The following is a 26,783-nucleotide window of genomic DNA, read 5'->3' as shown; positions in this document are numbered from 1 at the left end:
GTCCGCGCCGGCTTCAACCGTGCTCGATGCCAAGCAGCCGCGCGTCCAGCCGACGCGCTAGCGCCGCGCCGCCTTCGCGCATCACTGCATCGTGATTCCATTGGAAAACCGGTCGCAACAACGGTGCCAATGCGTTCATCCATGCGCGGGTGGTACGCACGCGCCAGTCATAGCGGACCACGGTCAGGTTGCGTCCGTCGGTTGAAAAGCTCCACCGCCCGGCGCCTTCGACGTCGCCACTGGCCTCCCCCTCCAGCGCGACCAACGGGTCGACGCGCGTTACTCGCATGTCGAACACGAGGCGATAGGGCAGCCGGCCTTTCCACGTATAGCGTTGTACGACGCCCACGCCCTGATCTGAACCGGCCTCCAGCTGATCCACGCGCTCAACGTTGTTCCACCACTCGGGCCAGCGCGCCGAATCCTGGATTGCCGCCCAAACTTCCTGCACTGGCGCATCGATGCGCCAAATGGTGGAAAAGCGGTATTCGGCCGTCCGCAAGTTATTGAAGACGCGGCAGGCGCACCGCGAACGCGGTTTCTGCCTCGTCGGAGCGTGCCTCGATCTCGCCGCCATGGGCCTTGGCAATCTCGCGCGCGATATACAGTCCCAGCCCCAGGTTGCCGTCGGCGTTATATGAGTCTTCGTGATGCAGGCCGCGCTGGAGCGGGTCGAAGATCCGATGCAGCGTCGTTTCATCGATGACAGGTCCCTGGTTCCTCACCTCGAAACGTACGTTCCGTTCTTCACCGATCACGACCACTCGCACGGGCGCGTCCGGCGCGCCGTATTTGATCGCATTCAACACCAGATTGCCGAGCAACTGCTGCAGACGGCGGCCGTCCCAAACACCCCGGCAGTCCCCTTCCACTTCCAGATCGATCTGACGGTCCGGGTGCGCTGCCCGCAACGTGTCGAGCTCGTCGGCAAGCAGGTTCTCCAGATCGGCATCAGTCGGCGCGATATTGATCCCCAAACCCAGCCTGGTTCGATTGAAATCAAGCATATCGTTCAGAAGCGCCTGCATGCGAGCGCCGCTTCTGATCAAACGGGACGCCGCTACGGATACCTGCTCCCCGGCGTTCAGTGCCGCCAGATATTGGGCCGTCATCAGGATGGTCTGAAGTGGGCTGCGCATATCGTGCCCGAGCATGCCAAGCAAAAGATTGCGAGCCTGATCGACTTGGGCGCTGAAATACCCGACCGATTCGGCAAGCGCCTGATCGATGGCCTCGTTGAACCGGATCACATCATCCGGATGTGGCGCTTCGGGCTGGCATTCGTCCATCCAGAGGCGCAGGACGCTCGCGCGCAAGGCGCGATACTCAGCAGCCAACTGGTTAATGTCGAACCCGCCTCGCGCCCGCAGAAGGGCGTGCGTCTGCGCACCTGTCTCTGGCGCCCCGATCAGTATGGGGGCCCGCCCCATCGACTTTTCGGCTTGCGCTTCCCGGGTCTGGGCCGTCGACAGATCCTTCGCGACGGCTTGCAGAATCTGTTGCGCGTGGTCTCGCAGGGCGAGAGATTTCATGTCCACGGCTGCCGGCAACAGCGTGGCGGCGAACGTCTCCCACTGCACCAGAATCGTTTCCATGTCGCGCAGGATGAAGTCAGCCAATCGCATGTTTGCCCTCAAAGAAGCCGAAAGAGACAGTATGGCGCATCCGCTGAACTTATATTACGCACAAATAGCTGCTTTGACTCTATCAGGCCCCTAAACGCCCTGCAGACGGACGAGGAAGCCCTCAAGCGCCCGATTGAACGCGCCATTGTCCTCGACATGAGGTATATGCCCAATTCCCGGCAACACGTTCATGCGTGCGTCGGGCAACAGTCGCGACAGGCGCAATCCTTCGCTAACGGGCGTTACACCATCGGTCCTCCCCCAGATCACCTCGACCGGCATGCTCAGTGACGCGTAGTCCGGCGAGCGACTGCTTCTACTGAGCCCTGGATCATTGACGAATGCATCCAGCCAGTAGCCATACGCCTGCGTTGTCCCCACCACAGAAAGCGGTCGCTGATAGACGGCAATCCGGTCAGCCGTCAGCGCATCATGACGTGAGGTGAATTTCCGCAGAAACCACCCGGTGAGCCACGGATTGGTCGCCGTCGCAGCAATCACGGGCCGCGCCACGGCCGGTACCTCAATCAGGCTGCCGAGCAAGCCACGTTCGGCTGGCGGCGGATCGATAGCGAGCGCAACGTCCACCAATACCGCCGCTTCAAATCGCTTGGGTTCGGCCATCAATGCTTCGACCGTAGCCCGTCCTCCGAACGAATGACCCACGAGAATTACCCGCGAAAGCTTCAGCGTGTCGAGCATCCCGAGAATACGCAAGGCCTGGTGGCCTGTGTCGTATGTGTTATCCGCTGGCCGGCTGGTGTACCCAAACGGCGGCAGATCCACCGCGATGCAGTGATAGCCGGCTTGAGCGAGATAATCCATGGTCGGAAGCCATGTCGAGCTCCAGGCGCCCACGCCTGAAATGAAAACGATCGGCGGGCCACTAGCGGGACCACGCTCCTGTATCAGCATGTCCACGTCCGCGGCACGCACGAAGCGCGATCCGGCCGGCGCCGCGCTCCGCGCGATGTCCCGCTCGCGGCTATGGGCGATCAGATCCGCGCCGCCTAATACGGCAACCAGCGCGATGATCGGCACAACAACCAGTGCGACCGCGACTTTATAAAGTTTCATGGCGTTCAACGTATTCTTTTTATGCTTGATGGGTTCGGCGGCACACTTATTCTGGCCGATGATTATGTACAGTTATGCTCAGCCAATTTTCTCAAGATTGAGATCGACCGATAATATCAAGTCCGCTTAAACTTGCGTTCCGAATGAAACGTTTTGATGGCTTCAGGAATCACCAATTGACTTCCGGGAATAGGCAAAAATAAAAAATGCTATTAACCACCCTCACCCCCGCTTTCTTTTTGAGCCGCGGTCGTATTACCCGCAGCGAATGGCTGACCCGAATCATCATTGCCGCATTCGTATGCGCCGCCTTCGGCAGTCTTGCCGGTTCCTGGTTTGGCGAGATCGGTGCGGCCGTCTTCGCGATCGTTTTTCTCTGGAGCGCGGTTGCGCTCTCCACCCAGCGCCTGCACGACACCGGACGGTGCGGATGGTCGTTGCTGACCGCCATCGTCCCGGTGTTCGGGCCGATCTGGGTACTAATCCACGTGCTGCGCCGCGGCGTCGATCACGAGAACCGCTTTGGCCCCGATCCGGCAACTCGCGCGGATTACCTCAAAGTCAACATCGGGGAGTGATGCAGATATGGCAACGGTCAACGACGTCACTCAGCTGAACCGGATTCCTGTATTTTCAATCGCTACGCCCACCTCCACGCAGGAAGTCGTCGAGGCGCTCACCCAGACCAATCTGCCGGTGTCGGTAGGCGGCGGCCACTTCAGCATGGGCGGACACACCGCGAGTCCGGGCACTCTGCATCTCGATATGCGCAAGATGAACCGTGTACTCCGGTTCGAGCCGCACACGTCGGTGATTCGTGTGCAAGCCGGTATCCGCTGGTGCGATATCCAGCGGTTTATCGATCCGCACGGTCTGTCGGTCAAGATCATGCAGACCTATGCGAACTTCACGGTGGGCGGTGCGTTGTCGGTGAACGCCCACGGACGATACATGGGCTTGGGGCCGGTGGTGCTCTCGGTACGGGCGATTACGCTCGTGCTCGCCAACGGCGAAGCAGTCAACGCCACCCCCACCGAGAACAGCGTGTTGTTCAATGCGGCGATCGGCGGGTATGGTGGCGTAGGCATCATCACGGAAGCGGAGCTCGACCTTGTGCCCAATACGCGGGTCAAGCGCAGCGACCGCAAGATGCGCACTGCCGACTACAAGGCATGGTTCGATACCACCGTGCGCAGCCATCAAGATGTGATCTTCCACAATTTCGATCTTTATCCGCCGCGCTACACACGCGGCAGGGCGATCAGCTGGACCGTCACCGATGAGCCGGCCACGTCAGCTCGATTGCAGCCGCTCAGCCGCGGCTTTCTTGCCGCGAAATACTTTCTATGGGCAATCACTGAAACGCCGCTCGGCAAGTTTCGTCGCGAGTATCTGTACGACCCGCTGCTGCATTTCGGCAAGAAGGTGCACTGGCGCAATTACGAAGCCGGTTACGACGTCGCGGAACTCGAGCCAGTCGGGCGACGCCAGCGCACATATGTGCTGCAGGAGTACTTCGTGCCTGTAGACGCCGTCACGCGATTCGCCGAGGCGCTATCGGTGATTCTCTCGCGGCATCGGGTGAACGCGGTCAACATTTCGATCCGCCATGCGCTCGCCGACAACCGCACCGTCATGGCATGGGCGCGCGGCGAGACGTTTGCCTTCGTGCTCTACTACAAGCAGCGTACTCGCGAGAATGCCAAAGAGCGCGTTGCGGTATGGACGCGCGAACTGATCGACGCCGTGCTCGCCGTGGGTGGCACGTACTATCTGCCTTACCAGCTGCACGCAACGCGCGAACAGTTCCATCGTGCGTATCCGCGAGCGCGCGAGATGTTTGCGCTCAAGCGGGAGCTCGATCCGCAATACCGTCTGCGTGGCGCGCTGTGGGATCGCTACTATGCGCCTGAGCGAAGCACGCTCGACGCGATACCTGAAGTGACGGCGGCACAAGAGGACAGCAACAGCAACGGCACCCTGTTCGCCACGATCTATCGTAACGAGCGCGAAGCCGATCGTTTCTATGCATTCCTGCAGAATATTTTTAATGTGCTGCCCGAAGACCGTCTGCATACATTGATCAAGACTTCGACAACCGAACACACGGGCGACGAACGTATCTACCGCGCGATCCAGGCGGGCATCAAACCGATCACGCCGCGCCTCGCGATGCTCACGCACGCGCTGCCGTCCCTCTCGATGCAGAAGGCTGAAATGGGCCGTCAAGCCGCCATGCTGCTGGGCGAGTCACCGTTGCAGGACTATGTCGAGATTGGCACGACAGGGCGCTACGTGCGGGCCATGAAGAAGTATCTGCGGCTCAAAGGCAAGGTGACCCTGGTTCATGACGTGCGACCGGGAATGAGCCCGGTCGATATTGTGGAGCGTGGGCAGATCGGCTCGATCGGCGAGTTCCAGCCGCTGAACGACTACGCGCCCATCGCGCTGCCTGCCGCTAGTGCGGACCTGGTGAGTTGCTTTGTCGGCTTGCACCACATGGCGCCCGCGAAGCTCGCGCCGTTTCTCGACTCGATTGCGAGAATCGTCCGCCCCGGTGGCTATTTCGTGGTCCGCGATCACGATGTCACGACGCCGACAATGGATGCATTCGTTTCACTTGCCCATACGGTTTTCAACGCGGGCCTCGGCGAAACGTGGGAAACCAACCGGTCGGAGTTGCGTCATTTCGCCGGCGTGGACGACTGGATTGCGCGCGTCGAAGCGGCAGGTTTTCGCCATACCGGCATGCGCCTGACCCAACAAGGCGATCCGTCGGACAACATCCTGATGGCGTTTGTGCGCCATGGAGAGGCGGCATGATGTGGCCGTTGCGCAAGGCGCTTCTTACCGTCACCGTCACCGTCGCCGTCGCGCTCACATTCGCGATGCCGGTTGCGCATGCTGCAGCGTCCTCCGCGACGCCTGAGACACCAGGAGCCTCATACCAAAGCCCTGTGCCGACAGCGGATCGCCGCGGCACTGAGCAGACGCTGCTGACTTTTCCGGAGTGGTATCTCGTGCACAGCCCGGCGGAATACGCGCGAATCGTGCAACACGAACCGTCGCACGATTTTCCGTTTCTGGATCAGATCGGCCAACTCTGGTCGAGTTATGCGACCGTCACGCGTGAGCAGATGCATGACAACTATCCGCTCAATCCCGGTTACCACGTGATGATCTGGGTGATCGCATCGAGTACGACCGTGGAGTATGCGCTGCGCTCCCTCTACGAAAATACGGTGGGTCGTGCGAGCTGGCTGCTCGGCGGGAAAAAGCTGACCGATGAAGACCGCTATGGCGCCCAAGCGGCTCAGGAGTACGTGGACTTCATCCGTCAGGAGCCCTGGTACCTGTTCGATTTCGGCGCCCGCCTTCGCCATCTCTGGAGCGATGTCCCGATGTGGGGACCGGATCTCATACGCAAATGGGAACGCCGCTACGCGCTGACCACCGAATACGCGATCAAGGCCGTGTACGGAAAACTGATCGAGAAGGCGACGCGGGCCACCTACACACCGGCACTGATGACGACTGACGTGGTCGTCGACCGTCTGCCCGATGGGTGGTCGGCGCCGGCTCACGTCAGCGTGCTTGCCCGTCTGCCGGACGGTCGGACGTTACTTGCGTTGCCGCGCTATTTCGATTTCAGGCTTGCGGCGACAGCGCTTGCGCAACAGGGCATTCATCTCACCGACATCGCCGGCAACACGTCAGTCATTCTGGTCACGGTGTGGGCGAAAGACGACGCACCGTTGCCCGCCGGTAGCGGCCGCATATTGTTCGAACAGCCGCTGGCAATGCCGGCACATACCCGACGCGTCGCGTTGTTGATGCCGGTTCGGGATCTATCCGATTTTCTGGCGGCAGCCGAAAAAAATGGCCTGGTAACGGAGCACGTGTACGACTATTGAATCGGCAGAGTGTGCGGAGCGTCTGCTGGAAGCGGGCAAGCCTGACCGACGCTCTATAGCGCACACGATGCAAAGGACCTTCTGTTAATCCGCCGTCCCAAGATAAGCGGCCTTCAGGGCCGCCGCGTCGAACTTCACCATTTTCATCATGGCCTGAGCGACACGCCCTGCCTTTACCGGATCGGGGTCAGCCATCATCCTGATGAGATCGCCTGGAACGATCTGCCATGAGACGCCAAAGCGGTCTTTCAGCCACCCGCACGCCTCGGGCGAACCGCCACCCTCAAGAAACGCATTCCAGTAGCGGTCGACTTCTGCCTGATCGGCACAGTCGACCATGAGGGATATCGCGTGGTTGAACGGATCGCCCCCGCTAGAGGTCATGGCAATGAAGGGCTGCCCAAACAGAACAAATTCGACCATCTTCGTGGAACCGGCGGCCGGCACCGGTGTAACCCGGTTGACGCGCGAGTCCGGAAAAATACTCGCATAGAAAGCAGCGGCCTCCTCAGCCTGATCGGAATACCAAAGAAATGGCGTGATCTTTTGAATCGTCATGGCAAATCTCCTGTCAGTGGTGGCTGAATGCGGAGGTAAGCCGCATGCTGCCATTGAGACGACGAAGGAAGACTATCAAAATCGACATGCCGGGAAGAAAAATTTCACTTTTTACCCGCTGCGATTACAGCAACGGCAACGTCAGCCTGATGTGCTCCGCGAATACCGTAATCAGATGGGCAGGACGCTCCCGCTCGAACTTCAGGGTAATGCCAACGGTCGGCAGGGATGGAAGCGCCGGATCCCCATTGAGTATGCAGAGATCCGGGGGCACTGCCGTCTGTGTGATAACGGCAACGGCCTGCCCCGAGCGGACCAGCGCCGTCAGACCGGCAAGACTACTGCTCGCATAGGCGATGCGGTAAGCCCTGCCCGCGCGTTGCAGCGCCTCGCAGGCCGCCACATGGTCGAGCGTGTCAGGATCGGAAACCGCCAGCGGCAAGGGGGCGAAGTGCGCGGAATCCAGTCCCGGATAGCCAACCCAGACCAGTGGTTCGCGGCGAATGATGTTGTCATTCGCCGCGTCGTCCGGCAGCGAGATCATGGCAAGGTCCAGCGCATGCATCTCCAGTTGTTCGAGCAATCGCGGGGTCGGGGCGCACATGACCTCCACCAGGGCATGCGGGTGCTGGCTCGAGAACTGGCGCAGCAAATGCGGCAGGAAAACCGCAGCGTAGTCATCCGGGCAGCCGAAGCGGATCGTCCCCGACAGCCCTTTACCGGACAGATCAGCCATCGCCTCGTCATGCAGACGCAGGATGCGTTGGGCGTGGATCAGCAGGCGTTCGCCGGGATTGGTCAGCACCACCCCTCGCCCCGTGCGCTGGAACAGCGGCTGATCGACGATTTCTTCGAGGCGCTTCATCTGCTGACTCAGCGCAGACTGGGTTCGGCCGATCCGGTTGGCCGCACGGCTAAGCGCCCGGACTTCGGCGATGACAGTGAACGAACGCAGCAGATCAATTTCCAGGGAAAGACTCAAGGTATAAGCCCCGCTTCTATCTTCGATAAGAACTATTCGATTCTATGAAAGCAGAGAGCCATCTAGACTGCAAGTTATTCTCGCCACCCGCCAAGGAGAAGCAAGGTGTCCCTGAACAACGATGCAAATTTCTGGCGCAACGCCAGGCAGCACCTCATCCGCTACGGCGGCACCTTCGAGCCGATGATCATCGAGCGCGCCCAGGGCAGCTTCGTCTATGACGCGGACGGCCGCGCGATTCTGGATTTCACCTCGGGGCAGATGAGCGCGGTGCTTGGGCACAGCCATCCGGAAATCGTATCGGTCATCAACGAATACGCCGGCAAACTCGACCATCTTTTCAGCGGGATGCTGTCGCGGCCGGTGGTCGATCTGGCGACCCGGTTGGCTGAGATCACGCCTGACGGGCTCGACCGGGCGCTGTTACTCAGCACGGGTGCGGAGTCGAACGAGGCTGCCATTCGCATGGCGAAGCTCGTCACCGGTAAATATGAAATCGTCGGTTTCGCGCAGTCGTGGCACGGCATGACGGGGAACGCGGCATCCGCAACTTATAGCGCCGGTCGCAAGGGTGTCGGTCCGGCAGCCGTCGGTTCCTATGCGATCCCCGCCCCGTTCCCGTACCGGCCACGTTTCGAGCGCAATGGCGAATACGATTACCTGGCCGAGCTGGACTACGCTTTCGATCTCATCGATCGTCAGTCCAGTGGCAATCTCGCCGCCTTCATCGCGGAACCGATCCTCAGTTCCGGCGGCATCATCGAACTGCCGGTCGGCTACATGGCCGCACTGAAGCGCAAATGCGAGGAGCGCGGCATGCTGCTGATCCTCGATGAAGCGCAAACGGGTGTCGGGCGCACGGGCACGATGTTCGCCTGTCAGCGCGATGGCGTCACGCCCGACATTCTCACCTTGTCGAAGACGCTGGGCGCAGGTCTACCGCTCGCGGCCGTTGTGACCTCCGCCCAGATCGAGGAGCGGGCGCACGAGTTGGGTTACCTGTTCTATACGACCCATGTGTCCGATCCGCTTCCCGCCGCTGTCGGTTTGCGGGTGCTGGATGTGGTCGAGCGCCAGGGGCTGGTCGCGCGAGCAAATCTGATGGGCGAGCGACTCAAGCGCGGCCTGCTCGATTTGATGGAACGCTTCGAGTGCATCGGCGACATTCGCGGACGCGGGCTGCTTCTGGGGATGGAGATCGTCAAGGACCGCCGCACGAAGGAGCCGGCGGATGGGCTCGGCGCGAAGATCACCCGCGAGTGTATGAACCTGGGCCTCAGCATGAACATCGTGCAATTGCCAGGTATGGGTGGCGTCTTCCGAATCGCGCCTCCGTTGACCGTGTTAGAGAGTGAGATCGACCTGGGTTTGGATCTGCTTGGGCAGGCGATCGAGCGCTCGCTGTAATCGCTTCGGTGTTCATAACAAACGGCCGGAAACGACATGTAATGCTCACACTTTCAAGTCACCCTGCCACAACCTTGATGAACTCTTCCAGCACAGGATTGACCGTGTCGGTTCGCCAGACAAACTCGACTGGATAAGATAGGGTTAGGTCCGCATGATCCATCAGAACAACCTGATTCGGGCAACTATATATGGACGCCTCAGGAACGATCGCGTACCCCATGCCCGCTGCCACCAGGCCGAGTATCGTCGATACGTCGCCACCGATAGGCACGATATGCGGCGAAAACCCGGCAAGCTGGCATTGATGAATCAGAAAATCGTAGTACGCCGGCGCCACTTCCCTTGCGAACCACATGCATGGCTCGTCCTTGAGGTCGGCTAACCGTTCCGGTATGGCGGGCGCAGACCCGTCGCCAGGGCGCGGCATCGCGAGCTTGAGACGGCAGTCGAACAGATGACACGCGGAGAAAGTCGGATCGCGCGGGTCGCGCCACGCGAGAAATCCGCCGTCGAGGCTGCCATCCGAAATCCGCGCCAACTGCTTCGCTGCCAGCGCCGGTTCGAGCATGATCGTGACATCGGGATGAGTGATCTTGAAGTCACGAACCGGCTTCAGCGTCGCGGGATGCCAACTGTAGTTCGGCGCAAGTCCGATTCTCAACGCACCCGATTGGCCTCTCGCAATGCGCACGAATAAGTCGCGCGCCGCTTCCACATCGTTCAGTACACGTCTCGCGTCGATGGCAAACTGCGCGCCCGGAGTGGTCAGTTGCACGCCCTTGGCGTTGCGATGAAACAGGTCGCTGCCCAGTTCCTCTTCGAGATCGCGGATCTGCCGACTCAATGCCGGCTGAACAATATGGAGTCGTCGCGCGGCCTCCGCTACGCTGCCGCAATCCGCTACGGCAAGAAAATATCGAAGGTGTCGGAGTTCCATGTCTTATCGGGTTGGGCATGCCTATGCTTCAAAAGTATAGCTGCCATTTTTGAAGAGTATGCGTGCCGCGGCACGCCTCGCGCTTAGTGTACTGACACGCATAACTACACGTGAGCAGACAAAATGGCGAGTGTGAAAGCGGTCGGTCATCGACCAGACAGGGTGGCGGTGCCCAGCCGACGCGCGGTTGCAGCGGCATCGGTGGGTAATGTTCTTGAGATTTACGATTTCATTGCCTATGGCATTTTCGCGGTGCCCATATCCAGGACGTTTTTCCCCGCCAGTTCCGACTTCGCCGCGCTGATCCTGACGTTCATCACCTTCGCGGTGGGCTTCCTCGTGCGGCCAGTGGGCGCGCTCGTACTAGGCCGATACGCGGACCGCGCGGGTCGCAAGAAGGCTTTGAGCCTCACGCTGCTGCTCATGGCTGCCGGTACCGTTGTGCCAGCCGTGTGCCCGTCGTTCGCGAGCATCGGCATTGCCGCGCCGCTTGTCATCGTGCTTGGCAGATTGATCCAGGGCTTTTCGGCCGGCGGCGAGATCGGCGGCACGGTAGCGATGCTGGTCGAGAACGCGCCACCGTCGCGTAAGGGGCTGTTCGGCTCCTTCCAGCAAATGTCTCAAGGCGGCGGCACGCTGATCGCCGGATTCGTCGGACTGGCGCTAACGAGCCTCTTTACCCAGGAGCAGATCTTCGGCGGCGCATGGCGCCTGGCGTTCGCCTTCGGCTTGTTGATCGGTCCGGTCGGCTGGTACATCCGGCGCTCTGTCGATGAAACACCGGTCTTCGAACAATCTCAGCGTTTGCCGCGCCGAGCCCTGTGGACGCAACTGGTCGAATACCGGAGCCAGGTGGCAACCGGTGTGGCAATCATGGTGTTCTGGACCATCGCCACCTACGTTTCGAATTACTTCACGACCTACGCTGTTCGCGAGGTTCATCTAAGCCTCTTTGACAGTTATGTCGGACAGGTCAGCTATGGCATGGCAATGATGACGATGTGTCCCATCATCGGTCATCTGTCGGACCGGATCGGCACCCGTACACCCATGCTGATCGGTGCCGCGCTCACTGCAATCGCCGCCTATCCGCTGTTCGTGCTGCTTTCCCATTACCCAGGACTCGCTACGCTCGTAGCGGTGCAGGTCACCATCGCGATCCTGCTTGCCTGCTACGCCGCTTGTGCATCGAGCGTGCTCGGTGAGGTCTTCCCGACGGAATTTCGCGCAACCGGCGTCGGTTTTGCTTATGCAATCGGCGTGACGGTGTTTGGCGGCTTTACGCCGGTCGCGGTGACTACGCTGATCGGTTTCACCGGCGATCGCCTTGTGATCGGGTACTACCTCGCGGCCGCGGCGTTGATCAGCTGCGTGCCGGTGCTGTTTATGAGCAAAGGCAAAGGCAACCCGGAACCGGACACTGCCCAGGCCCAGCTCGAGTAATTGCATCGCCCAGTCGCATGCCCTAAAAACAGATCTCATCAAAATTGAAAATGATTTACGACGAATCGATTATCGCCTTTGAACCCGAACTGATCCGTATCCGGCGACATCTCCATGCGAATCCCGAGCTCCGTTTCGAAGAACAGTGGACGTCCGACTATGTCGCCAGTCTTCTTGACGACTGGGGAATACCGGTCGTTCGAGGGATCGGCGGGCATGGACTTGTCGGTGTTCTGCGTCACGGAAAGAGCGAGCGCTCCGTTGGTTTGCGCGCTGACATGGATGCGCTGCCGATGCACGAAGCGAACACCTTCGCGCACGCGTCGCGTTACGCGGGCAAGATGCACGCGTGTGGCCACGATGGACATACCGCCATGCTGCTCGGCGCGGCGCGCTATCTTTCCCAGCATCGACAGTTCGACGGCACCGTAAACTTCATCTTTCAGCCTGCAGAGGAAGGCGGTGGCGGCGCGCGTCTGATGATCGAGGACGGCCTGTTCAACCGATGCCCAATGGACGCCGTGTTTGGCGTTCACAACTGGCCGGGCATGCCAGCGGGCAATTTCGGCATCCGTCCGGGTGCGTTGATGGCGTCGAGCAACACGTTCGAAGTGCGCATAAACGGACGCGGCTCGCATGCCGGGCAGCCACATCGTAGTGCGGATCCTGTCATGGTCGCTGTCCAGATCGCGCAAGCCTGGCAGACGATCGTGTCGCGCAACGTCGATCCAAACGAGTCGGCTGTGTTGTCAGTCACGCAAATTCACGCTGGCAGCGCGGTGAACGTCATCCCTGAGCAGGCTATGCTCAACGGCACCGTACGCAGTTTCAGCGCCGATGTGCTCGACATGATAGAAAGCCGCATGCGCACAGTGGCGGAAGGTATCGCCGTTGCATTCGATATCGAGCTCACGTTCAATTTCACGCGCATCTACCCAGCGCTTGTCAATCACGCGGCGGAAGCCGCGCTCGCTGGCAACATCATGCGCGACCTGGTAGGCGCCGCGAGCGTGGACGAAAACGTGGAACGCACCATGACGTCGGAGGACTTCGCGTTCTATCTGCTGCACAAACCCGGCGCCTATGCGTTCATCGGTAACGGCGACGGCTCGGCGCGCTTGCCCGGACAAGCGAGCGGCCTCTGCCAGTTGCACAGTGCGAGCTATGACTTCAACGACGCGCTGCTGCCTCTTGGCACGTCGTACTGGGTCGCGCTTGCGCACGCCTATCTCGGCCATCCGGGCGCAAAGGCAAAAGCAGGCTCAGCGGAAAATGAACTGTCGGCTTGACCCAACACACACGTGTTGACACGCGTTCCAATTGCAAAGAAACTTGACCCCATGCTGACGCTAAACCTCTTCTCCTTCGCGTTTCAAAGCCACATGGCAGTCCGTTCGGGCATGCCATCGGAGGCCAACGCGCGTTAGATAAGCAGGAACGCAGCTCAAAGGCCTCGCCGACAATACGGTTGAGGCCTTTTTTGTTTGTGGCGTCTCCGTGATCGGCATCACCAGCGGAGATGAACATGGACGAAAGAAGCCCAAAGTTGGCCCCATCCGGCTTGCCTGCAATCGACGATTGCAGCAAAGACCGCGTGGCAAGTACTGCGATCTACCCAACCCGGAGCCCTATGTCGGCAACGCGTTGGGAAACGACCGGCGAATGGCACGATAGCGGATGCGATGCACGTATTCGCTTCGCCCGGATGTTGTACCCATACGAGTACTGGAATCTTCCAATGCAGGAAGGCCACTTCGGCCGGCCAGCCATTTCGATGATTTCAGAGGATGACCCGCCGACAACGACAGGGCCACCGTTCCTCGACATTCTTGCGACTGTGGGCCGTTTGTGGCGGCTGGCGACTCGCAGGGCACACGCCATCGGGAGAGCCACCTCTGCGCTCTTCGGCAAGCAGTCGCAGGATTGACTAACGTGTTGACGTTCCGCGCGACAGTGCTGCGCTGTCGCGCGGAACCTCATCCGCAAAGCTCAATTGCCGTTTGATCCCTCGAACTCAACGATCTCAATCCAGTTCGCGCCCTTACCCACAGGGTACTGTCCAATCAAAGCCAGTGCGCCGGAGTCGCGATCAATGCGGTAAGCGCTCATGTTTGACGACAGCTGACCGACTGCAAGCAGATACTTGCCCGACGGATCGATATTGAATCCGCGCGGCTGCTTTTCCGTCTGGTACGTGCCGATGCGCGTCAGCTCACCCGATTTCGCGCTCACCCGATAGACAGCCAGCGTGTTGGACGTGCGTTCAGTCGCATACAGGAAGCGTCCGTCTGGTGTGACGTGCACATCCGCGCCCCACGGCTTGTCGCCGGAAAAATTGGGCGGCAGGATGGAAACGGTCTGAACGGGTTTGACCTTGTCATGCGTGCCATCGAAGGCGAGCACATGCAGTTTGCCGTCGAGCTCATCGATCAGATAGACAAAGCGATGATCCGGCGAGAACACAAAGTGACGCGGCCCCGACTTCGGAGGCAACGAATAGGCGGGCGCGGCGTCTTCGGTCAACTGACCGTTCGACGCATCGAATTTCAGACGCAACCAAGCATCCGAGCCGAGTACCGATGCGAAGACATAGCGATTGTCGGGCGCATTGCGGATGGCGTGAGCCATTGGGCCGGTTTTGACGGTTTGCTGAACATCACCCGCCACGCCATTTGCGGCGATACGGTTCACCGCCAGAAGGTTTCCGCCATACGACGCGGAAAAGAGGTAGCGGCCGCTCGCATCCGTCGATACGTAGGCCATGCTCTCCGCAAGCGGCGCCCTGCCCAGTTCGATCAGCCGGCCGTCGAGCGGATTGACCGCGAAGCTCACCACGCTATACGGCTTGGAGCGTAACCCTGCATAGAGCCGGAGATGGTCGGGCGAAAGCGCCATCGGCATGACGGTGCCACCAACCGGTACTGTCTCGACTGCGGCAAGTGAGCCGCTCGATTTGTCGAGGCTGAAGACAGAGATGTCCTGACTGTCCGCATTCGATACGTAGGCATACGTAGCAGCCTGCGATACGCCCGATCCCAAAGCACCCGCAAACAGAACTGCTGCGACCAGGGTGGCCCTAACGCTCATCGTGACACTCCGTTGAAATGGTTGAATATGAACATCCAGCATCGGCCGCCTCAGTCTTTTCGAAAAAATTTCGACGGCCGGTGGCAGCGCATTGCCACCCCGGCACATGCGCGATCGATGCTTTTACTGGATATGGATGCGGGTTAAGCCCGATTGAGGCGGAATGCGGAAACAGCATCCGTCATCGCTTGCGCCTGCTGCTCAAGTGCGCTCGCGGCAGCGGCGGCCTCCTCGACTAGCGCGGCGTTCTGCTGCGTTACCCGGTCCATCTGGCTGACGGCCTGCCCGACCTGCTCGATGCCGGAGCTCTGCTCAACGGTCGCCGAAGTAATCTCAGCCATGATGGTGGCAACGCCTTGCACCGCGCCCACAATCTCACCCATGGTCTGCCCGGCCTGAACAACGAGTTCATTGCCATCACGGATATCGTTGACGGACGCGGCGATCAGCGTTTTGATCTCCTGTGCCGCGGCAGCGCTGCGCTGCGCGAGCGTGCGCACCTCACCGGCGACAACCGCAAAACCGCGGCCCTGCTCCCCTGCTCGCGCGGATTCGACCGCCGCATTCAAGGCCAGAATGTTGGTTTGAAATGCGATGCTGTTGATCATGCCCGTGATCTCGGCAATCTTGTTCGAGCTGGCCGTGATTGCCGTCATCGTTTGCACAGCCTGCTGCACGACGTTGCCACCTCGCTGTGCGACGTCCGCCGCGTTGGCGGCGAGCTTGCTCGCCTGGCGGGCATGGTCGGCGTTCTGTTTGACGGTCGACGTCAGCTCTTCCATGCTGGCCGCCGTTTCTTCGAGCGATGCAGACTGCTGCTCGGTTCTACTCGACAAATCGAGGTTGCCGGCAGCGATCTCACGCGCACCACCGTGGATGGCTTCACAGTTCACGCGCACATTCGACACTGTCTTCGCGAGGCCCGTCTGCATCTGCGACATCGCTGTAAACAGCTGCCCCAGCTCGCTCCTGCCGCCTTCCGGAATCGATACGGTAAGGTCGCTTCCTGCGATACGGTTGAGCAACTCAGAGGCAACCTGCAGCGGACGGACCACGATCTTGCGCAAAGCGAAATGCGCGGCGACGATCAATGCAAGGGCCAGCGCCACCCCCGCCGCCACCATCGTGACAACCCAGGTGTATTCACGATCACCTTGCGCGGCGGAATCCTGGGCAAGTGCTTCAGCGAGCTTCTGGAACTTCTCGACATTGGCCGAATAGGCGACGCCGGCCTGCGTGATGTCTTTGTCGTTGATCGATACGTATGCATTCGTATCGCCCCGCTGCAAGGCGTCGAACGCGGCATGCAGAATCGTGGCTAGAGCATTGGAAGAATCGAAAAGTTTCTCCTTCAGCTCGTCGTCCTGGCCCGCAAATTTATCTGCATCACGAAACATCTTGGTTTCACGGTCCGCACGCTCCAACGTCGTGGCGGCACTTTTGAGCGCCGAGTCGCGGGTCGCTTCGTCATTGCGCTCTTTCAATGCGGAATACGCACGCGTCAGTGCCGCGCGGGTGCGTGTGGAGTCTTTATAGGCATCGTTGACCAGCACTTCCTGGCTGGCGATATCGTGCAGACGCCGAGCGTTGTCGTTAGAACGGCCAAGCGCCAGCACCCCCACTACGCCGCCGATCAGAATCATGCCCGCGAAAAGCACGAGAACGGCAAGGAGACTGTTTCTTATTGTGAGATTACGCATGCCTACCGATCCAGTTAACCATTGTTCGTTTGTTTACGACATAAACAACGCAAAACCTGAGCCGTCCAGCTCGCAAGATTGCCGTACAGACCGCTGCGCCGCGTGGCGTCGTGCAGATTCATTTCGAGATACGTCATCATACAAGATGAATTGACCCTTTGTAGAAATTCTTTGATGCGTATTCACCCAAATTTTCCCCTTTCGCTAAATTTCAATTCCTTTCAGCGCGATAGCAGACGAGATCCCATTTATAAGACGTCATATATCTATCAGGCCTCCCGCGATCACCGATATCGCAAACGAAGCAACGCGCCCACGCACTCATTATCTTTACAGCCAAGACGCCGAAGCTGGTTGCACTGCTCAGCGCAGTCTGACGAACATTGACCGTCATCGACATGGTCTCGCCCAGCAAATTGCGTCGAAATGTTATATGATGGTCATCATGAAAACGCCATCAATCAATCGTAAGGCTGCCAGCCGCAAAGAAATCACGCACGAGCGCATCGTCGAAGTTGCCGCGCGCGCAATCCGGCGCAGCGGGTACGACGGCACAGGCGTGGCCGACATCATGAAGGAGGCCGGCCTGACGCATGGCGGCTTCTATGCCCATTTCCCATCGCGCGAGGTGCTGCTTGCCGAAGCGGCTGACCGCGCCGGTGCTGAAGCCGTAGCCCTGTCCGAACATATCGCCGCCTCGGTCCCGCCAGAGGATGCATTGCCGTCGATGGTGCGCGCCTATCTGTCGAAGGAGCATTGCGAAGACATAGAGAATGGCTGCCCTGTCTCCGCCCTTGGTTCCGAGATGCCGCGCCAGGCGCCGGTCGTGCGGCGCGCAGCCACCCGCCGCATCAAGGAGATGATCGATGTCATTGCGCGCCAGTTGCCCGATTGGGGTCAGCCGGGCGCGCACGAGCAGGCGCTTGTCACGGCGGCCACCATGGTTGGCACGATGGTGCTGGCGCGCGCCGTCGACGACCCGAAACTGTCGGAAGATTTTCTTGAAGCCGCATTGAAAAAACTCGCGCCTACTGACGCGTAAGTCCACCGGCCCGGTGCCGGTTTTTGTTGGATCGAAAATATGATGAACGTCATATTTTAGCAAGACAAACACTCACGCAAGCACCTGAAGACATCCCTCAACATCGGAAGGACATCATGGAAACTGGAATAGCGCTCGTGACGGGCGCCTCGTCAGGAATCGGCGAAGCCACCGCCAAGCGGCTCGCGAAGGCTGGATACAAGGTCTACGGCACCAGCCGGCGCGGCGCACAGGCCGGCCAGCGGACGTTCGGGATGCTGCCACTGGACGTGACTAGCGATGAATCCGTCGAAGCTGCCGTCAAGGAAGTACTGCGCCTGCACGGCCGCATCGACCTGCTGGTGAACAACGCTGGTTTCGGCGTGGCGCCTGCTGCTGCGGAAGAGAGTTCGATTGACCAGGCTCGTGCGATCTTCGATACGAACTTCTTCGGGATCGTTCGCATGACGCGCGCCGTGCTGCCCCAAATGCGGCAACAAGGCAGCGGCCGCATCATCAATATTGGTTCGGTGCTGGGCTTCTTGCCCATGCCCTATATGGCGCTGTATTCCGCCACCAAGCATGCGGTCGCAGGCTATTCGGAATCGCTCGATCATGAGTTGCGCACAATGGGCATCCGGGTCTCCGTCATTGAGCCCGCCTACATCAAGACGCCTTTCGACGCGAACTTCATGGAGCCGGACGTTCCCCTCGACGACTACCTTGAGATACGCACGGCCATCGCGAGGCGTGTGAAAGAGGTTGTCGAGAGCGCTGACGGTCCGGAGGTCGTGGCCGAGACCGTACTGCAGGCCGCCATCGCGGCTCGCCCGAAACTTCGCTATACAGCCGGTGGACTCGCCGCCCGTCTGCGATTGCTGCGCAGGTTTGCGCCCGCCGGCCTTGTGGATGCCGGTATTCGCAAAGACCTGCGACTTCAAACTTGAACGGCATGACTGCGTTGCGATCGATCTGGAACGCTGCATCCCCTACTCCCCGCGAAGCACTCTGACTCAACGAGAAACGTACAAGGAAACATGATGAAAGCTTTTGTTGTCGATCGATACGGACGCAAGAATGACTTGCGAGCCGGCGAAATGCCGGTCCCGGAGTTGCGCGAGGACGACGTATTGATCCAGATCCACGCCGCGGGCGTGAATCCGCTCGATGCCAAAATCCGGGACGGCGAGTTCAAGCTTATTCTGCCTTATCGTTTGCCGCTGATTCTGGGTAACGATCTGTCCGGGGTGGTCGTCCGCGTTGGATCGCGCGTTCGGCAATTCAAGCCAGGCGATGAGGTCTATGCCCGACCGCACAAAGATCGCATCGGCACTTTCGCGGAATTCATTGCGGTCAAAGAAGACGGCGTGGCGTTGAAGCCCAAATCACTCGCCATGGAGGAAGCAGCCTCGATCCCGCTGGTAGGCTTGACCGCGTGGCAGGCGCTAATCGAAAAAGGACAACTCAAGAAAGGGCAGAAAGTGCTGATCCATGCAGGCTCCGGCGGCGTCGGCACATTTGCCATTCAACTGGCGAAACATGTCGGCGCGACCGTCGCAACGACAACGAGCGCGCGCAATGCTGAACTGGTGAAGCAACTCGGTGCGGATATCGTCATCGATTACAAAAAAGACGACTTTGCTGACATCCTGAATGGCTACGATCTCGTGCTCGACACGCAGGGCGGCGATACGCTCAAGAAGTCACTGCGCGTGCTCAAACCAGGTGGCAAACTCATCGGAATCGCGGGACCGCCCGATCCCGACTTTGCCAAAGAGATGGGCGCTTCGTGGTTCCTGAAAACGGTGATGCGTCTTTTGAGCTATCGCATCCGGAAAACCGCAAAACGTCATGACGTCAGCTATTCATTTGTGTTCATGCGCGCCAGCGGAGACCAACTGAGCCGGATCGCAGCACTAATCGATGCAGGGTCCATACGGCCGGTGATCGATCGAATCTTCCCGTTTGCGGCCACCAATGAGGCCATGGCTTACGTCGAAACCGGGCGTGTAAAGGGTAAGGTTGTCATCAAGATCCATTAGACGGCCTGGACCGGTCGCGAGCCATTGGCCGGGAGATGCTGGATAGTTCGCTTTAAGCAGCGACAAGAAAAAAACGGCTCCGGAATCCCGAAACATCCTCCGCATGCCATCCAGTGGCATGATAGTGGCCTCGCTTCTCAATCCACCAGCTCTCTCCCGAACATGTCGAACCTGATCGTACATGGCGGCCTCCCGTTACGCGGCGAGATCGTGCCATCCGCCAACAAGAACGCTGTCCTGCCTATCCTTTGCGCCACGCTGCTGACCGACCAGCCACTGCGTCTCATCGGCGTACCCGAGATTACCGACGTCAGGAAGATCCTCGATATCTTTCGCACGCTCGGCAGCAATGTGTCGATGGACTTTGCTACCGGCATTCTCGATTTGCATCATCACGCCACGTCCTTCGATCCCGTCGCGCACAGGCTGCCCGAGGAGATGCGCTCTTCGATCATGCTGGTGCCGCCGCTGCTGGCGCGTTTCGGCGTTGCACGTCTCGAGAACGACGTGAAGGGCTGCACGTTGGGCGTACGTGAGATCGATCCGCACGTTGAGGTGTTCGAGCGCTTCGGCGCGGGCATTGAGCGCACCACCGACTCGCTGATCGTGCGCGCGAGCACTCAAATGGCGGCGAATCATCATTGGCTGGACTACGCGTCGGTCACCACCACCGAGAATTTCGTGCTTTGCGCGGCGTCGGCCAACGGTACGTCGACCTTGGTCAATGCAGCATCGGAACCGCATGTGCAGGAGTTTTGCCGTTTTCTGGCAATGCTGGGTGTGCCAATCGACGGCATTGGCACATCGCGCCTGAGCGTGGAAGGCGGCCATAAACTCGGCGGCGGCGAGTTCCGGTTCAGCGAGGATTTCCACGAAATCGCGACCTTTCTCGCGCTTGGCGCAATCACCGGGGGCGACATCAAGGTCAAAAACAGCGCGCCCGATCAGTTCCCACTGATCGACCGAACCTTCGCGAAGTTCGGCGTGCAGGTGGAGCATCGTGATGGCTGGTCGCATGCCGTTCGGGAGGGTCCGTTACGAGTGCGCCGGCCTTTCACGCAGAACATCCTCACCAAGGTGGAAGCGGCGCCCTGGCCGTATCTGCCCGTCGATCTGCTCCCCATCTTCATCGCGCTTGGCGTGAAGGCAGAAGGCAGCGCGATGTTCTGGAACAAGGTCTATGACGGCGCGATGGGCTGGTCCGTTGAACTCTCCAAGTTCGGTGCGCACGTGTTCCTGTCAGACCCTCATCGTTTGATCACGTTCGGCGGACTTCGGTTAAGTCCCGCGAAGGTCGAGAGTCCGTACATCATTCGCGTGGCGATTGCGCTGCTCATGGTCGCCGCAAGTATCGAGGGGCGCTCGGAAATCACCAATGCGCTGCCAATCCGCCGTGCACACCCCAATTTTGTGGAAAACCTGCGCTCGGTGGGCGCGCGCGTGGAATGGACCAGCAGCGAATGATCGTCTAAGGCGATCCGCCAGAACCCGAACATCATGGAGCAAACCTTGCACGAACTTCGCCTCGAGACACTGCAGGTCGGTGCACTGCGCATGCGTGTGGCCAGCCAGGGCAGCGGCCCGCTGGTGCTGCTATGTCATGGATTTCCGGAATCCTGGTACGCCTGGCGGCACCAGTTGGCGGCGCTGTCAGCCGCCGGGTTCCGCGCCGTCGCACCTGACATGCGTGGCTATGGCGGCACCGATGCGCCGCCGGACGCGGAGTCGTACACGATGCTGCATCTCGTCGGCGACATGGTCGAGCTCGTCAATGTTCTCGGCGAGAGTGAGGCGGTGATCGTCGGCCACGACTGGGGCGCGCCGGTGGCCTGGAACGCGGCGATGTTGCGGCCGGATCTGTTCCGTGCCGTCGTCGGCATGAGCGTGCCGTTCCATCCGCCTGCGCGGGAGGACTTGCTCAGTGCGCTGGAGCGGCAAGGCGTGCAAACGTTCTACATGCAGTATTTCCAGACACCCGGCGTAGCTGAGCGCGAGTTCGAAGCTGATCCCGAAGCCACCATTCGACGCGTCATGTTCAGCATGTCGGGCGATGGGCCCGACCACGTGGTGGCGGGCATACTCGCGCCCGGCACAAGTTTTCTCGACAACACAGTGGACCCCGAGACGCTGCCAGCCTGGCTGAGCAGCGAAGAAATCGCTTACGTGGCGGGCGAATTCGCGCGCACCGGCTTCAGAGGCGGCCTGAACTGGTATCGCAGCATTCGGCGCTCGTCGGAACTCATGGCCGCGTGGCGAGGCTGCGTGATCCGGCAGCCATCGCTATTCTTTGCCGGCGCGGAAGATGACGTCCTTAAGTTTCCGGGCGCGCAGGCCCGTATCGCAAATCTGGCACGCGTACTGCCCGGACTGCGCGGATGCCATATTCTCGACGGCGCGGGTCATTGGATTCAGCGCGAGCGTTCGGCGGAAGTGAGCGAGTTGCTGGTTGCGTTCCTGAAGGGACTGTAGGCAGCGCGCTGCCCGGCTCGATCGCGTGCAGCCTACAGCGATCAGAACCTCGCGAGGAATTCCGAAACCTTCGCCAGCCCCGTTTCAAGTACGTTCCGGTTGTTCGCATACCCGATACGCGATGATTCGTGACGCAGTGACTTATCGATGAAGCGGGTCCGCTACGGCCCCCTATCGGAATCGCTCGGGACGGAACGGATGGGGATCGGTAATAGGCTCGCCACCCGTCATCATTTCCGCGAGCAAACGGCCTGTCACGGGACCGAGCGTCAATCCGTGATGGTTATGCCCGAACGAGAACCACAACCCTCGATGGCGAGGTGCGCGCCCAATGACAGGCCGCATGTCAGGTGTACACGGCCGCAACCCGAGCCATGGCGCGTCATCGAGGCGGCGGCCTAGACCGAATATCGGCCGGGCAAGGGCTTCCGCGCGGTCCAGTTGAACGCTCGTCGGTGGCGCATCGCGTCGGGCGATTTCTACGCCGGTGGTCAGCCGCAAGCGACCTTGCATGGGCGCGACCACATACCCTTTTTCCGTGTCGACCAGCGGTATCGAGAGCATCGATTTCGTCGCCTCGTAGTGCATGTGGTAGCCGCGTTTTGCCCGTAGCGGTATCCGATATCCGAGCGGTTCAAAAACCTTGTCGGACCAAGGGCCGAGCGCTACAACCACCTCTTTGGCGCTGATCCTGCCTTGCGATGTCTGCACAGTCCATGCATCGGCTTCCTGACGCACCGTGACCACTTCGCCAGTGAGCAGCGCGCCGCCGCCCTCGTCGAACAGCCGCGCATAGCCCTTCGTCAGCGCACCCGGATTGGAGATGCTCTTCGGGTCCTGCCAATGCAATGCGCCGCTAAAACCCGACGCGATACCCGGTTCGCGCGCCATCAGTGCATCGGCGTCGCACGGCACCACGCGCAGTCCGTATGTCCTCGCCGTGACTTCGGCGGCCGATGCCTGCCGTTCATATTCCGAGCGCGTGCGAAATGCCTCGATCCAGCCACCGTCGTGCGCGAGGCTTTGAAGGCCGGCACGCGCGATCAGCACATCGTGCTCGGCAACGCTGCGCCGGATCAACGGCAACATGTCGTGCGCGGCAGCCTCGAGCCGCTCAGGAGACGACTCCCACCAGAATCGCGCGAGCCACGTCGCAAAAGACGGCAGCGCCTTGTAGTCCCAGTAAAGATCGGTCGACCGATTGCGCAGGTAGCGCAGAAGCGTACCGAGATCGCGCGGAAAGCCGTAGGGAACCACCGACGAGCTTTCGATCAGCCCGGCATTGCCGAAACTGGTCTCTTCGCCGGGGCCGCGCCGATCGACAAGCCCCACGCGGCGACCGCGATCCTGCAGATGCAGCGCGGACGACACGCCGACAATCCCGGCTCCCAACACGATCACATCGAAATCCATAAGCCCGCTCGAATGTTCATTTCGGATCCCGATGCGAATCGGCTCGCATCGGGTCATGAACCGGTTACTTCGCGATGATGTCGCGCTTGAAATACTTCTGCGACAGGTTGCTGAGCGTGCCGTCTTTCTTTAGCGCGGCGAGCGCGGCATCGATCTTTCCGGCCAGCGCCTTGTCGCCCTTGCGCAAGCCAAAGCCCGTGCCTTCGCCAAGCGTTGCCGGATCGCTGAGTGGCTGGCCGACAATCGCATAGTCATGGCCTGACGGCTTGTTCAGGAAACCATCCTCAACAGTCTGCGCTTCCTGGACGGCGGCATCCAGGCGTCCGGCAACGAGGTCGGCGTACACCTGATCCTGGTCCTGATACGAAACGATCGATACACCGGCATTCGCCCAGTGGCGCTTAAGGAAATCTTCCTGCGACGATCCCTGCAGGACGCCGACGCGCTTGCCCTGCAGGCTCTTCACATCCGGCAACAAGGGGGAACCGCGCTTCGCCACCATCACGATCGGCACCACGTAGATCGGCGGCGTGAAATCGATGGACTGTTTGCGCTTGTCCGTAATATTCATCGCGGAATTGATGACATCGAATTTGCGCGCCTGCAATGCGGGAATCAATCCGTCGAACGAATTCTCCACCCACTCGCATTTCACGCCCATCTTCGCGCAGACCGCGTTGCCGACGTCGACGTCGAATCCCTGCAATTGCCCCGTCGGCGACTTGCTTTCGAACGGCGGATACGCGGCCTCGATGCCGAAGCGCAAGGTGCTTTGAGTCTCGGCGCTGACAGTGCCAACCGAACCGATTAAAGCAGCAGCGACGAAAAGTGAGAGTGAAAGCTTCAGACGCATGATGGTTCCCTATGAAATTGGGGTTCACAAAATTAGGGCACGGGGCGGTAACTGACGGCGCGACCTCGAGAAGATGCATGAGGTGCCAGAAAGGCCTGTTCTCACACTCGTTCTGGAATGACAGTCTATTCTGGACACTCACAAATGCAAGTGATTTTCAAAATAAAAGTCCAGACTGGACTTTTTGACTTTAGAATTGGGCTGACGCCGCTAGCCGGCAACGATGTGGAGAGCAGGCCCATGAGCAGCACAGACAAAGAATTCCCGTTGATCGTCCAGCAGGACGCGGTGCGTAAAGCACTGTCCCACCTCGACGTGCGCGGCGCGTTGACACGCATGTTTCTCTCGCTTGCCAACGACTCCGCGGTGCAGCCGCCCCAGACCTTCACCCCGTTTCCACAAGGGGCTGGCGATTTCATTACGTACTTAGGGGTCCTGGCGGACGCCAAGGTATTCGGAGCAAAGATGTCTCCGTACATCGTGACCGAAGCGAAACCGGTCATTACGGCATGGACCGCACTGATGTCCATGGAAACGGGGCAACCTTTGATGTGGTGCGATGCGGGTCTGCTCACCAACGAACGCACAGCCGGCGCAACGGCACTTGCGGTGGAACACCTTGCGGCGCCCGACGCACGCCGGCTCGCCATCGTCGGCGCGGGTGCCGTGGGGCAGGCGCATTTGCGTCACCTTGCACCGCTGCGAGCGTGGGCCTCGATCAATGTGTTTTCACCCGAGCTTGCGAGCAACGAGGCAAAGCGCGCGGAGGTCGCCGCCCTTGATGAACGCGTGCGGATTTGCACCCACCTCGATGAGTGTGTGCGCGATGCCGACGTGATCGCCTTGTGCACATCCTCAGGCACGCCTGTACTGTCGGACAACCTGCTGACTAAGCCAGCACTCATCACGTCGATCAGCACGAATGTCGCCAATGCGCATGAAATTCCACCGGCGTGGATTCAAGACATGGACGTCTATTGCGACTACCGGCGAACCACGCCCGCCAACGCAGGTGAAATGAAACTGGCGGCGCAACTGCATGACTGGTCACCAGAAAGCGTTCTGGGCGATTTGCCCGAACTCGTATCCGGCAGAGCCAGGAAACCCTCCTGGCGGCGGCACGTTTTCTTTCGCTCAATCGGACTCGGACTGGAAGATGTAGCGATCGCCTACGCGTTGTTCAGGCACGTGAGCGGGCAACCGATCGGTTGAACCAGACCGATGCGGCGGTGCGTGGGTTGCCGCAAACAGAGGTGAATATTGCCCGTGGCAAAATAGTGCATCGCACGAACATGCGTTGCACATTGACGCACACGCCGGCAGACTCGGCCAAACCGAAAAATCTCATGCTTCCCTATGCGAAAGACTAAGATCACACCCGCGCGCCGGCTTTTGCTGGATCGCTACGGCCGTGTCGCCGACGGTATTGCGCTGCTCTTCTTTCCGTACGTCGAGATCGTCATTCATGACCTGCATAGCCAGACGATCGCGTACATTGCAAACAACCTGTCAAAGCGTGAGCTGGGCGACGAATCGGCGCTGGAAGAGATTGATCATTCAGCGCAGTCAGGCACGATCGGTCCGTACGAAAAGATCAATTGGGATGGCAGACGAATGCGCTGTGTCAGCACGGTGCTCTTTGACGACGCAGGCGCGGCTGTCGGCGTGATGTGCGTCAATTACAACATCGCCGTCTTTGAGGACATGAAACATGTCATCGATCGCGTGGTGTCGGGCGCAGGTCTGGTGAAGCAGCCTGAGGAGCTGTTCAAGGACGACTGGCAGGAACGCATCAACACGTTTCTCCATGCATGGCTTCAGGAACGCCAGCTGGCACTCAACTCCCTGACCCGGGAACACCGTCGCGAACTTGTCGAGGCGCTGTGGGAAGAAGGAGCCTTCAAAGGAAAGAGCGCGGCTAACTATGTTGCCAACGTTCTGGGCATGGGCCGTGCGACTGTATATCAGCATATAAGGGATTTACGCGGCGCCGCAGCCTAGGCTGAATCGGATTTAACGGCTGGCGACCGCCGACTGCGGCCTCTGATATTTTCAGAAGACAACGGCACGATATATCAGGCGCTAATTGCACGACCGATATACCACCGATTCAAATCGCAGTCCGCTATACTTTCAATTGTCTTAAGGTAGTCCGCTACGCGGTATGTTTGGCCAAGCATAACCGCATGGTGTCGTGTCCGAGTCGGCTGATCCAAGCCTCAATCGCTCGGCAATACGAAAAACCACCGTAG

The 26,783-nt window shown here is 59.9% G+C and carries 23 protein-coding genes; 13 read left to right on the top strand and 10 right to left on the bottom strand.

The features are described from left to right. Nucleotides 1-13: 13 nt before the first annotated feature. The 3 genes from M0D68_RS10460 to M0D68_RS10450 all read right to left on the bottom strand — a co-directional run bounded on the left by M0D68_RS10460 (nt 14) and on the right by M0D68_RS10450 (nt 2,702). Nucleotides 14-502 (bottom strand): SRPBCC family protein, encoded by a 489-nt coding sequence (locus M0D68_RS10460; protein WP_093633157.1) that lies wholly within the window; start codon nt 500-502, stop codon nt 14-16. 1 nt (nt 503) lies between these two features. Beyond that, nucleotides 504-1,625: a sensor histidine kinase gene (locus M0D68_RS10455; protein WP_200619852.1), complete on the bottom strand. Its 1,122-nt coding sequence runs from the start codon at nt 1,623-1,625 to the stop codon at nt 504-506. Nucleotides 1,626-1,715: 90 nt separating this feature from the next. Beyond that, complete coding sequence (locus tag M0D68_RS10450; protein WP_200619851.1) at nt 1,716-2,702, bottom strand: alpha/beta fold hydrolase; 987 nt, start codon at nt 2,700-2,702, stop codon at nt 1,716-1,718. A gap of 206 nt (nt 2,703-2,908) precedes the next feature. Between M0D68_RS10450 and M0D68_RS10445 the strand changes: the two genes are divergently transcribed. The 3 genes from M0D68_RS10445 to M0D68_RS10435 are packed head-to-tail and all read left to right on the top strand — an operon-like array spanning nt 2,909 to nt 6,616. Next, nucleotides 2,909-3,280, top strand: a complete 372-nt coding sequence (locus M0D68_RS10445; RefSeq protein WP_154560212.1) for a DUF805 domain-containing protein — start codon at nt 2,909-2,911, stop codon at nt 3,278-3,280. A gap of 7 nt (nt 3,281-3,287) precedes the next feature. Beyond that, a complete protein-coding gene (locus M0D68_RS10440) occupies nt 3,288-5,525 on the top strand; it encodes an FAD-binding protein (protein WP_200619850.1) in 2,238 nt (745 codons plus the stop codon). Further along, the gene (locus M0D68_RS10435) at nt 5,522-6,616 is read left to right on the top strand and encodes a hypothetical protein (RefSeq protein WP_234486761.1); all 1,095 of its coding nucleotides are present in this window, start codon (nt 5,522-5,524) and stop codon (nt 6,614-6,616) included. The genes M0D68_RS10440 and M0D68_RS10435 overlap by 4 nt, the downstream gene beginning before the upstream one ends. An 84-nt stretch (nt 6,617-6,700) precedes the next feature. Here M0D68_RS10435 and M0D68_RS10430 read toward each other — a convergent pair whose 3' ends face one another. Next, nucleotides 6,701-7,174 carry a VOC family protein gene (locus M0D68_RS10430; RefSeq protein WP_200619849.1) on the bottom strand — a complete coding sequence of 158 codons (474 nt, stop codon included), beginning with the start codon at nt 7,172-7,174 and terminating at the stop codon, nt 6,701-6,703. Nucleotides 7,175-7,298: 124 nt separating this feature from the next. Continuing rightward, nucleotides 7,299-8,183, bottom strand: a complete 885-nt coding sequence (locus M0D68_RS10425) for a LysR family transcriptional regulator (RefSeq protein WP_266224249.1) — start codon at nt 8,181-8,183, stop codon at nt 7,299-7,301. 78 nt (nt 8,184-8,261) lie between these two features. Here M0D68_RS10425 and M0D68_RS10420 point away from each other — a divergent pair, with 78 nt between their 5' ends. Continuing rightward, on the top strand, nt 8,262-9,563 hold the full coding sequence (locus tag M0D68_RS10420; RefSeq protein ID WP_211702633.1) for an aspartate aminotransferase family protein: 1,302 nt from the start codon (nt 8,262-8,264) through the stop codon (nt 9,561-9,563). Nucleotides 9,564-9,621: 58 nt separating this feature from the next. Here M0D68_RS10420 and M0D68_RS10415 read toward each other — a convergent pair whose 3' ends face one another. Then, complete coding sequence (locus M0D68_RS10415) at nt 9,622-10,503, bottom strand: LysR family transcriptional regulator (protein ID WP_200619847.1); 882 nt, start codon at nt 10,501-10,503, stop codon at nt 9,622-9,624. A 123-nt stretch (nt 10,504-10,626) separates the two neighbouring features. On the opposite strand from M0D68_RS10415, the gene M0D68_RS10410 reads away from it, so the two are divergent. Both M0D68_RS10410 and M0D68_RS10405 read left to right on the top strand, forming a co-directional pair. Beyond that, on the top strand, nt 10,627-11,946 hold the full coding sequence (locus tag M0D68_RS10410) for an MFS transporter (protein WP_054038300.1): 1,320 nt from the start codon (nt 10,627-10,629) through the stop codon (nt 11,944-11,946). Between the two features lie 44 nt (nt 11,947-11,990). Beyond that, entirely contained in the window at nt 11,991-13,235 is a 1,245-nt protein-coding gene (locus tag M0D68_RS10405; protein ID WP_200621782.1) for a M20 aminoacylase family protein, read from the top strand. Nucleotides 13,236-13,935: 700 nt separating this feature from the next. Here the strand turns inward: M0D68_RS10405 and M0D68_RS10400 are convergent. After that, entirely contained in the window at nt 13,936-15,033 is a 1,098-nt protein-coding gene (locus tag M0D68_RS10400; protein ID WP_200621778.1) for a beta-propeller fold lactonase family protein, read from the bottom strand. Nucleotides 15,034-15,176: 143 nt separating this feature from the next. Continuing rightward, on the bottom strand, nt 15,177-16,733 hold the full coding sequence (locus M0D68_RS10395; RefSeq protein WP_266224225.1) for a methyl-accepting chemotaxis protein: 1,557 nt from the start codon (nt 16,731-16,733) through the stop codon (nt 15,177-15,179). Nucleotides 16,734-17,166: 433 nt separating this feature from the next. On the opposite strand from M0D68_RS10395, the gene M0D68_RS10390 reads away from it, so the two are divergent. The 5 genes from M0D68_RS10390 (at nt 17,167) to M0D68_RS10370 (ending at nt 22,265) form a co-directional block, all read left to right on the top strand. Then, nucleotides 17,167-17,775 (top strand): TetR/AcrR family transcriptional regulator, encoded by a 609-nt coding sequence (locus M0D68_RS10390; RefSeq protein ID WP_200573809.1) that lies wholly within the window; start codon nt 17,167-17,169, stop codon nt 17,773-17,775. A gap of 116 nt (nt 17,776-17,891) precedes the next feature. Further along, a complete protein-coding gene (locus M0D68_RS10385; RefSeq protein ID WP_200621781.1) occupies nt 17,892-18,701 on the top strand; it encodes an oxidoreductase in 810 nt (269 codons plus the stop codon). A 93-nt stretch (nt 18,702-18,794) separates the two neighbouring features. Beyond that, the gene (locus tag M0D68_RS10380; RefSeq protein WP_200621780.1) at nt 18,795-19,796 is read left to right on the top strand and encodes an NADP-dependent oxidoreductase; all 1,002 of its coding nucleotides are present in this window, start codon (nt 18,795-18,797) and stop codon (nt 19,794-19,796) included. Nucleotides 19,797-19,958: 162 nt separating this feature from the next. Continuing rightward, nucleotides 19,959-21,260 carry a UDP-N-acetylglucosamine 1-carboxyvinyltransferase gene (locus M0D68_RS10375; protein WP_200621776.1) on the top strand — a complete coding sequence of 434 codons (1,302 nt, stop codon included), beginning with the start codon at nt 19,959-19,961 and terminating at the stop codon, nt 21,258-21,260. 45 nt (nt 21,261-21,305) lie between these two features. Beyond that, complete coding sequence (locus M0D68_RS10370) at nt 21,306-22,265, top strand: alpha/beta fold hydrolase (protein ID WP_234487069.1); 960 nt, start codon at nt 21,306-21,308, stop codon at nt 22,263-22,265. 171 nt (nt 22,266-22,436) lie between these two features. Here the strand turns inward: M0D68_RS10370 and M0D68_RS10365 are convergent, their stop codons facing one another. Then, nucleotides 22,437-23,678 carry an FAD-binding oxidoreductase gene (locus M0D68_RS10365; RefSeq protein WP_200621774.1) on the bottom strand — a complete coding sequence of 414 codons (1,242 nt, stop codon included), beginning with the start codon at nt 23,676-23,678 and terminating at the stop codon, nt 22,437-22,439. A 64-nt stretch (nt 23,679-23,742) separates the two neighbouring features. After that, nucleotides 23,743-24,531 (bottom strand): ABC transporter substrate-binding protein, encoded by a 789-nt coding sequence (locus M0D68_RS10360; RefSeq protein ID WP_200621773.1) that lies wholly within the window; start codon nt 24,529-24,531, stop codon nt 23,743-23,745. A 240-nt stretch (nt 24,532-24,771) separates the two neighbouring features. On the opposite strand from M0D68_RS10360, the gene M0D68_RS10355 reads away from it, so the two are divergent. Together M0D68_RS10355 and M0D68_RS10350 are read left to right on the top strand one after the other, a co-directional pair. After that, on the top strand, nt 24,772-25,743 hold the full coding sequence (locus M0D68_RS10355; RefSeq protein WP_200621779.1) for an ornithine cyclodeaminase family protein: 972 nt from the start codon (nt 24,772-24,774) through the stop codon (nt 25,741-25,743). 144 nt (nt 25,744-25,887) lie between these two features. Beyond that, entirely contained in the window at nt 25,888-26,532 is a 645-nt protein-coding gene (locus tag M0D68_RS10350; RefSeq protein ID WP_200653693.1) for a transcriptional regulator, read from the top strand. Nucleotides 26,533-26,783: the final 251 nt, after the last annotated feature.

Origin of the sequence: Paraburkholderia sp. SEWSISQ10-3 4, assembly GCF_030464785.1 — a bacterium.
GTDB classification, from domain to species: domain Bacteria; phylum Pseudomonadota; class Gammaproteobacteria; order Burkholderiales; family Burkholderiaceae; genus Paraburkholderia; species Paraburkholderia aspalathi.
The sequence above is the reverse complement of the archived record's forward strand: the minus strand, read 5'-3'. Positions and strand labels throughout refer to the sequence as shown.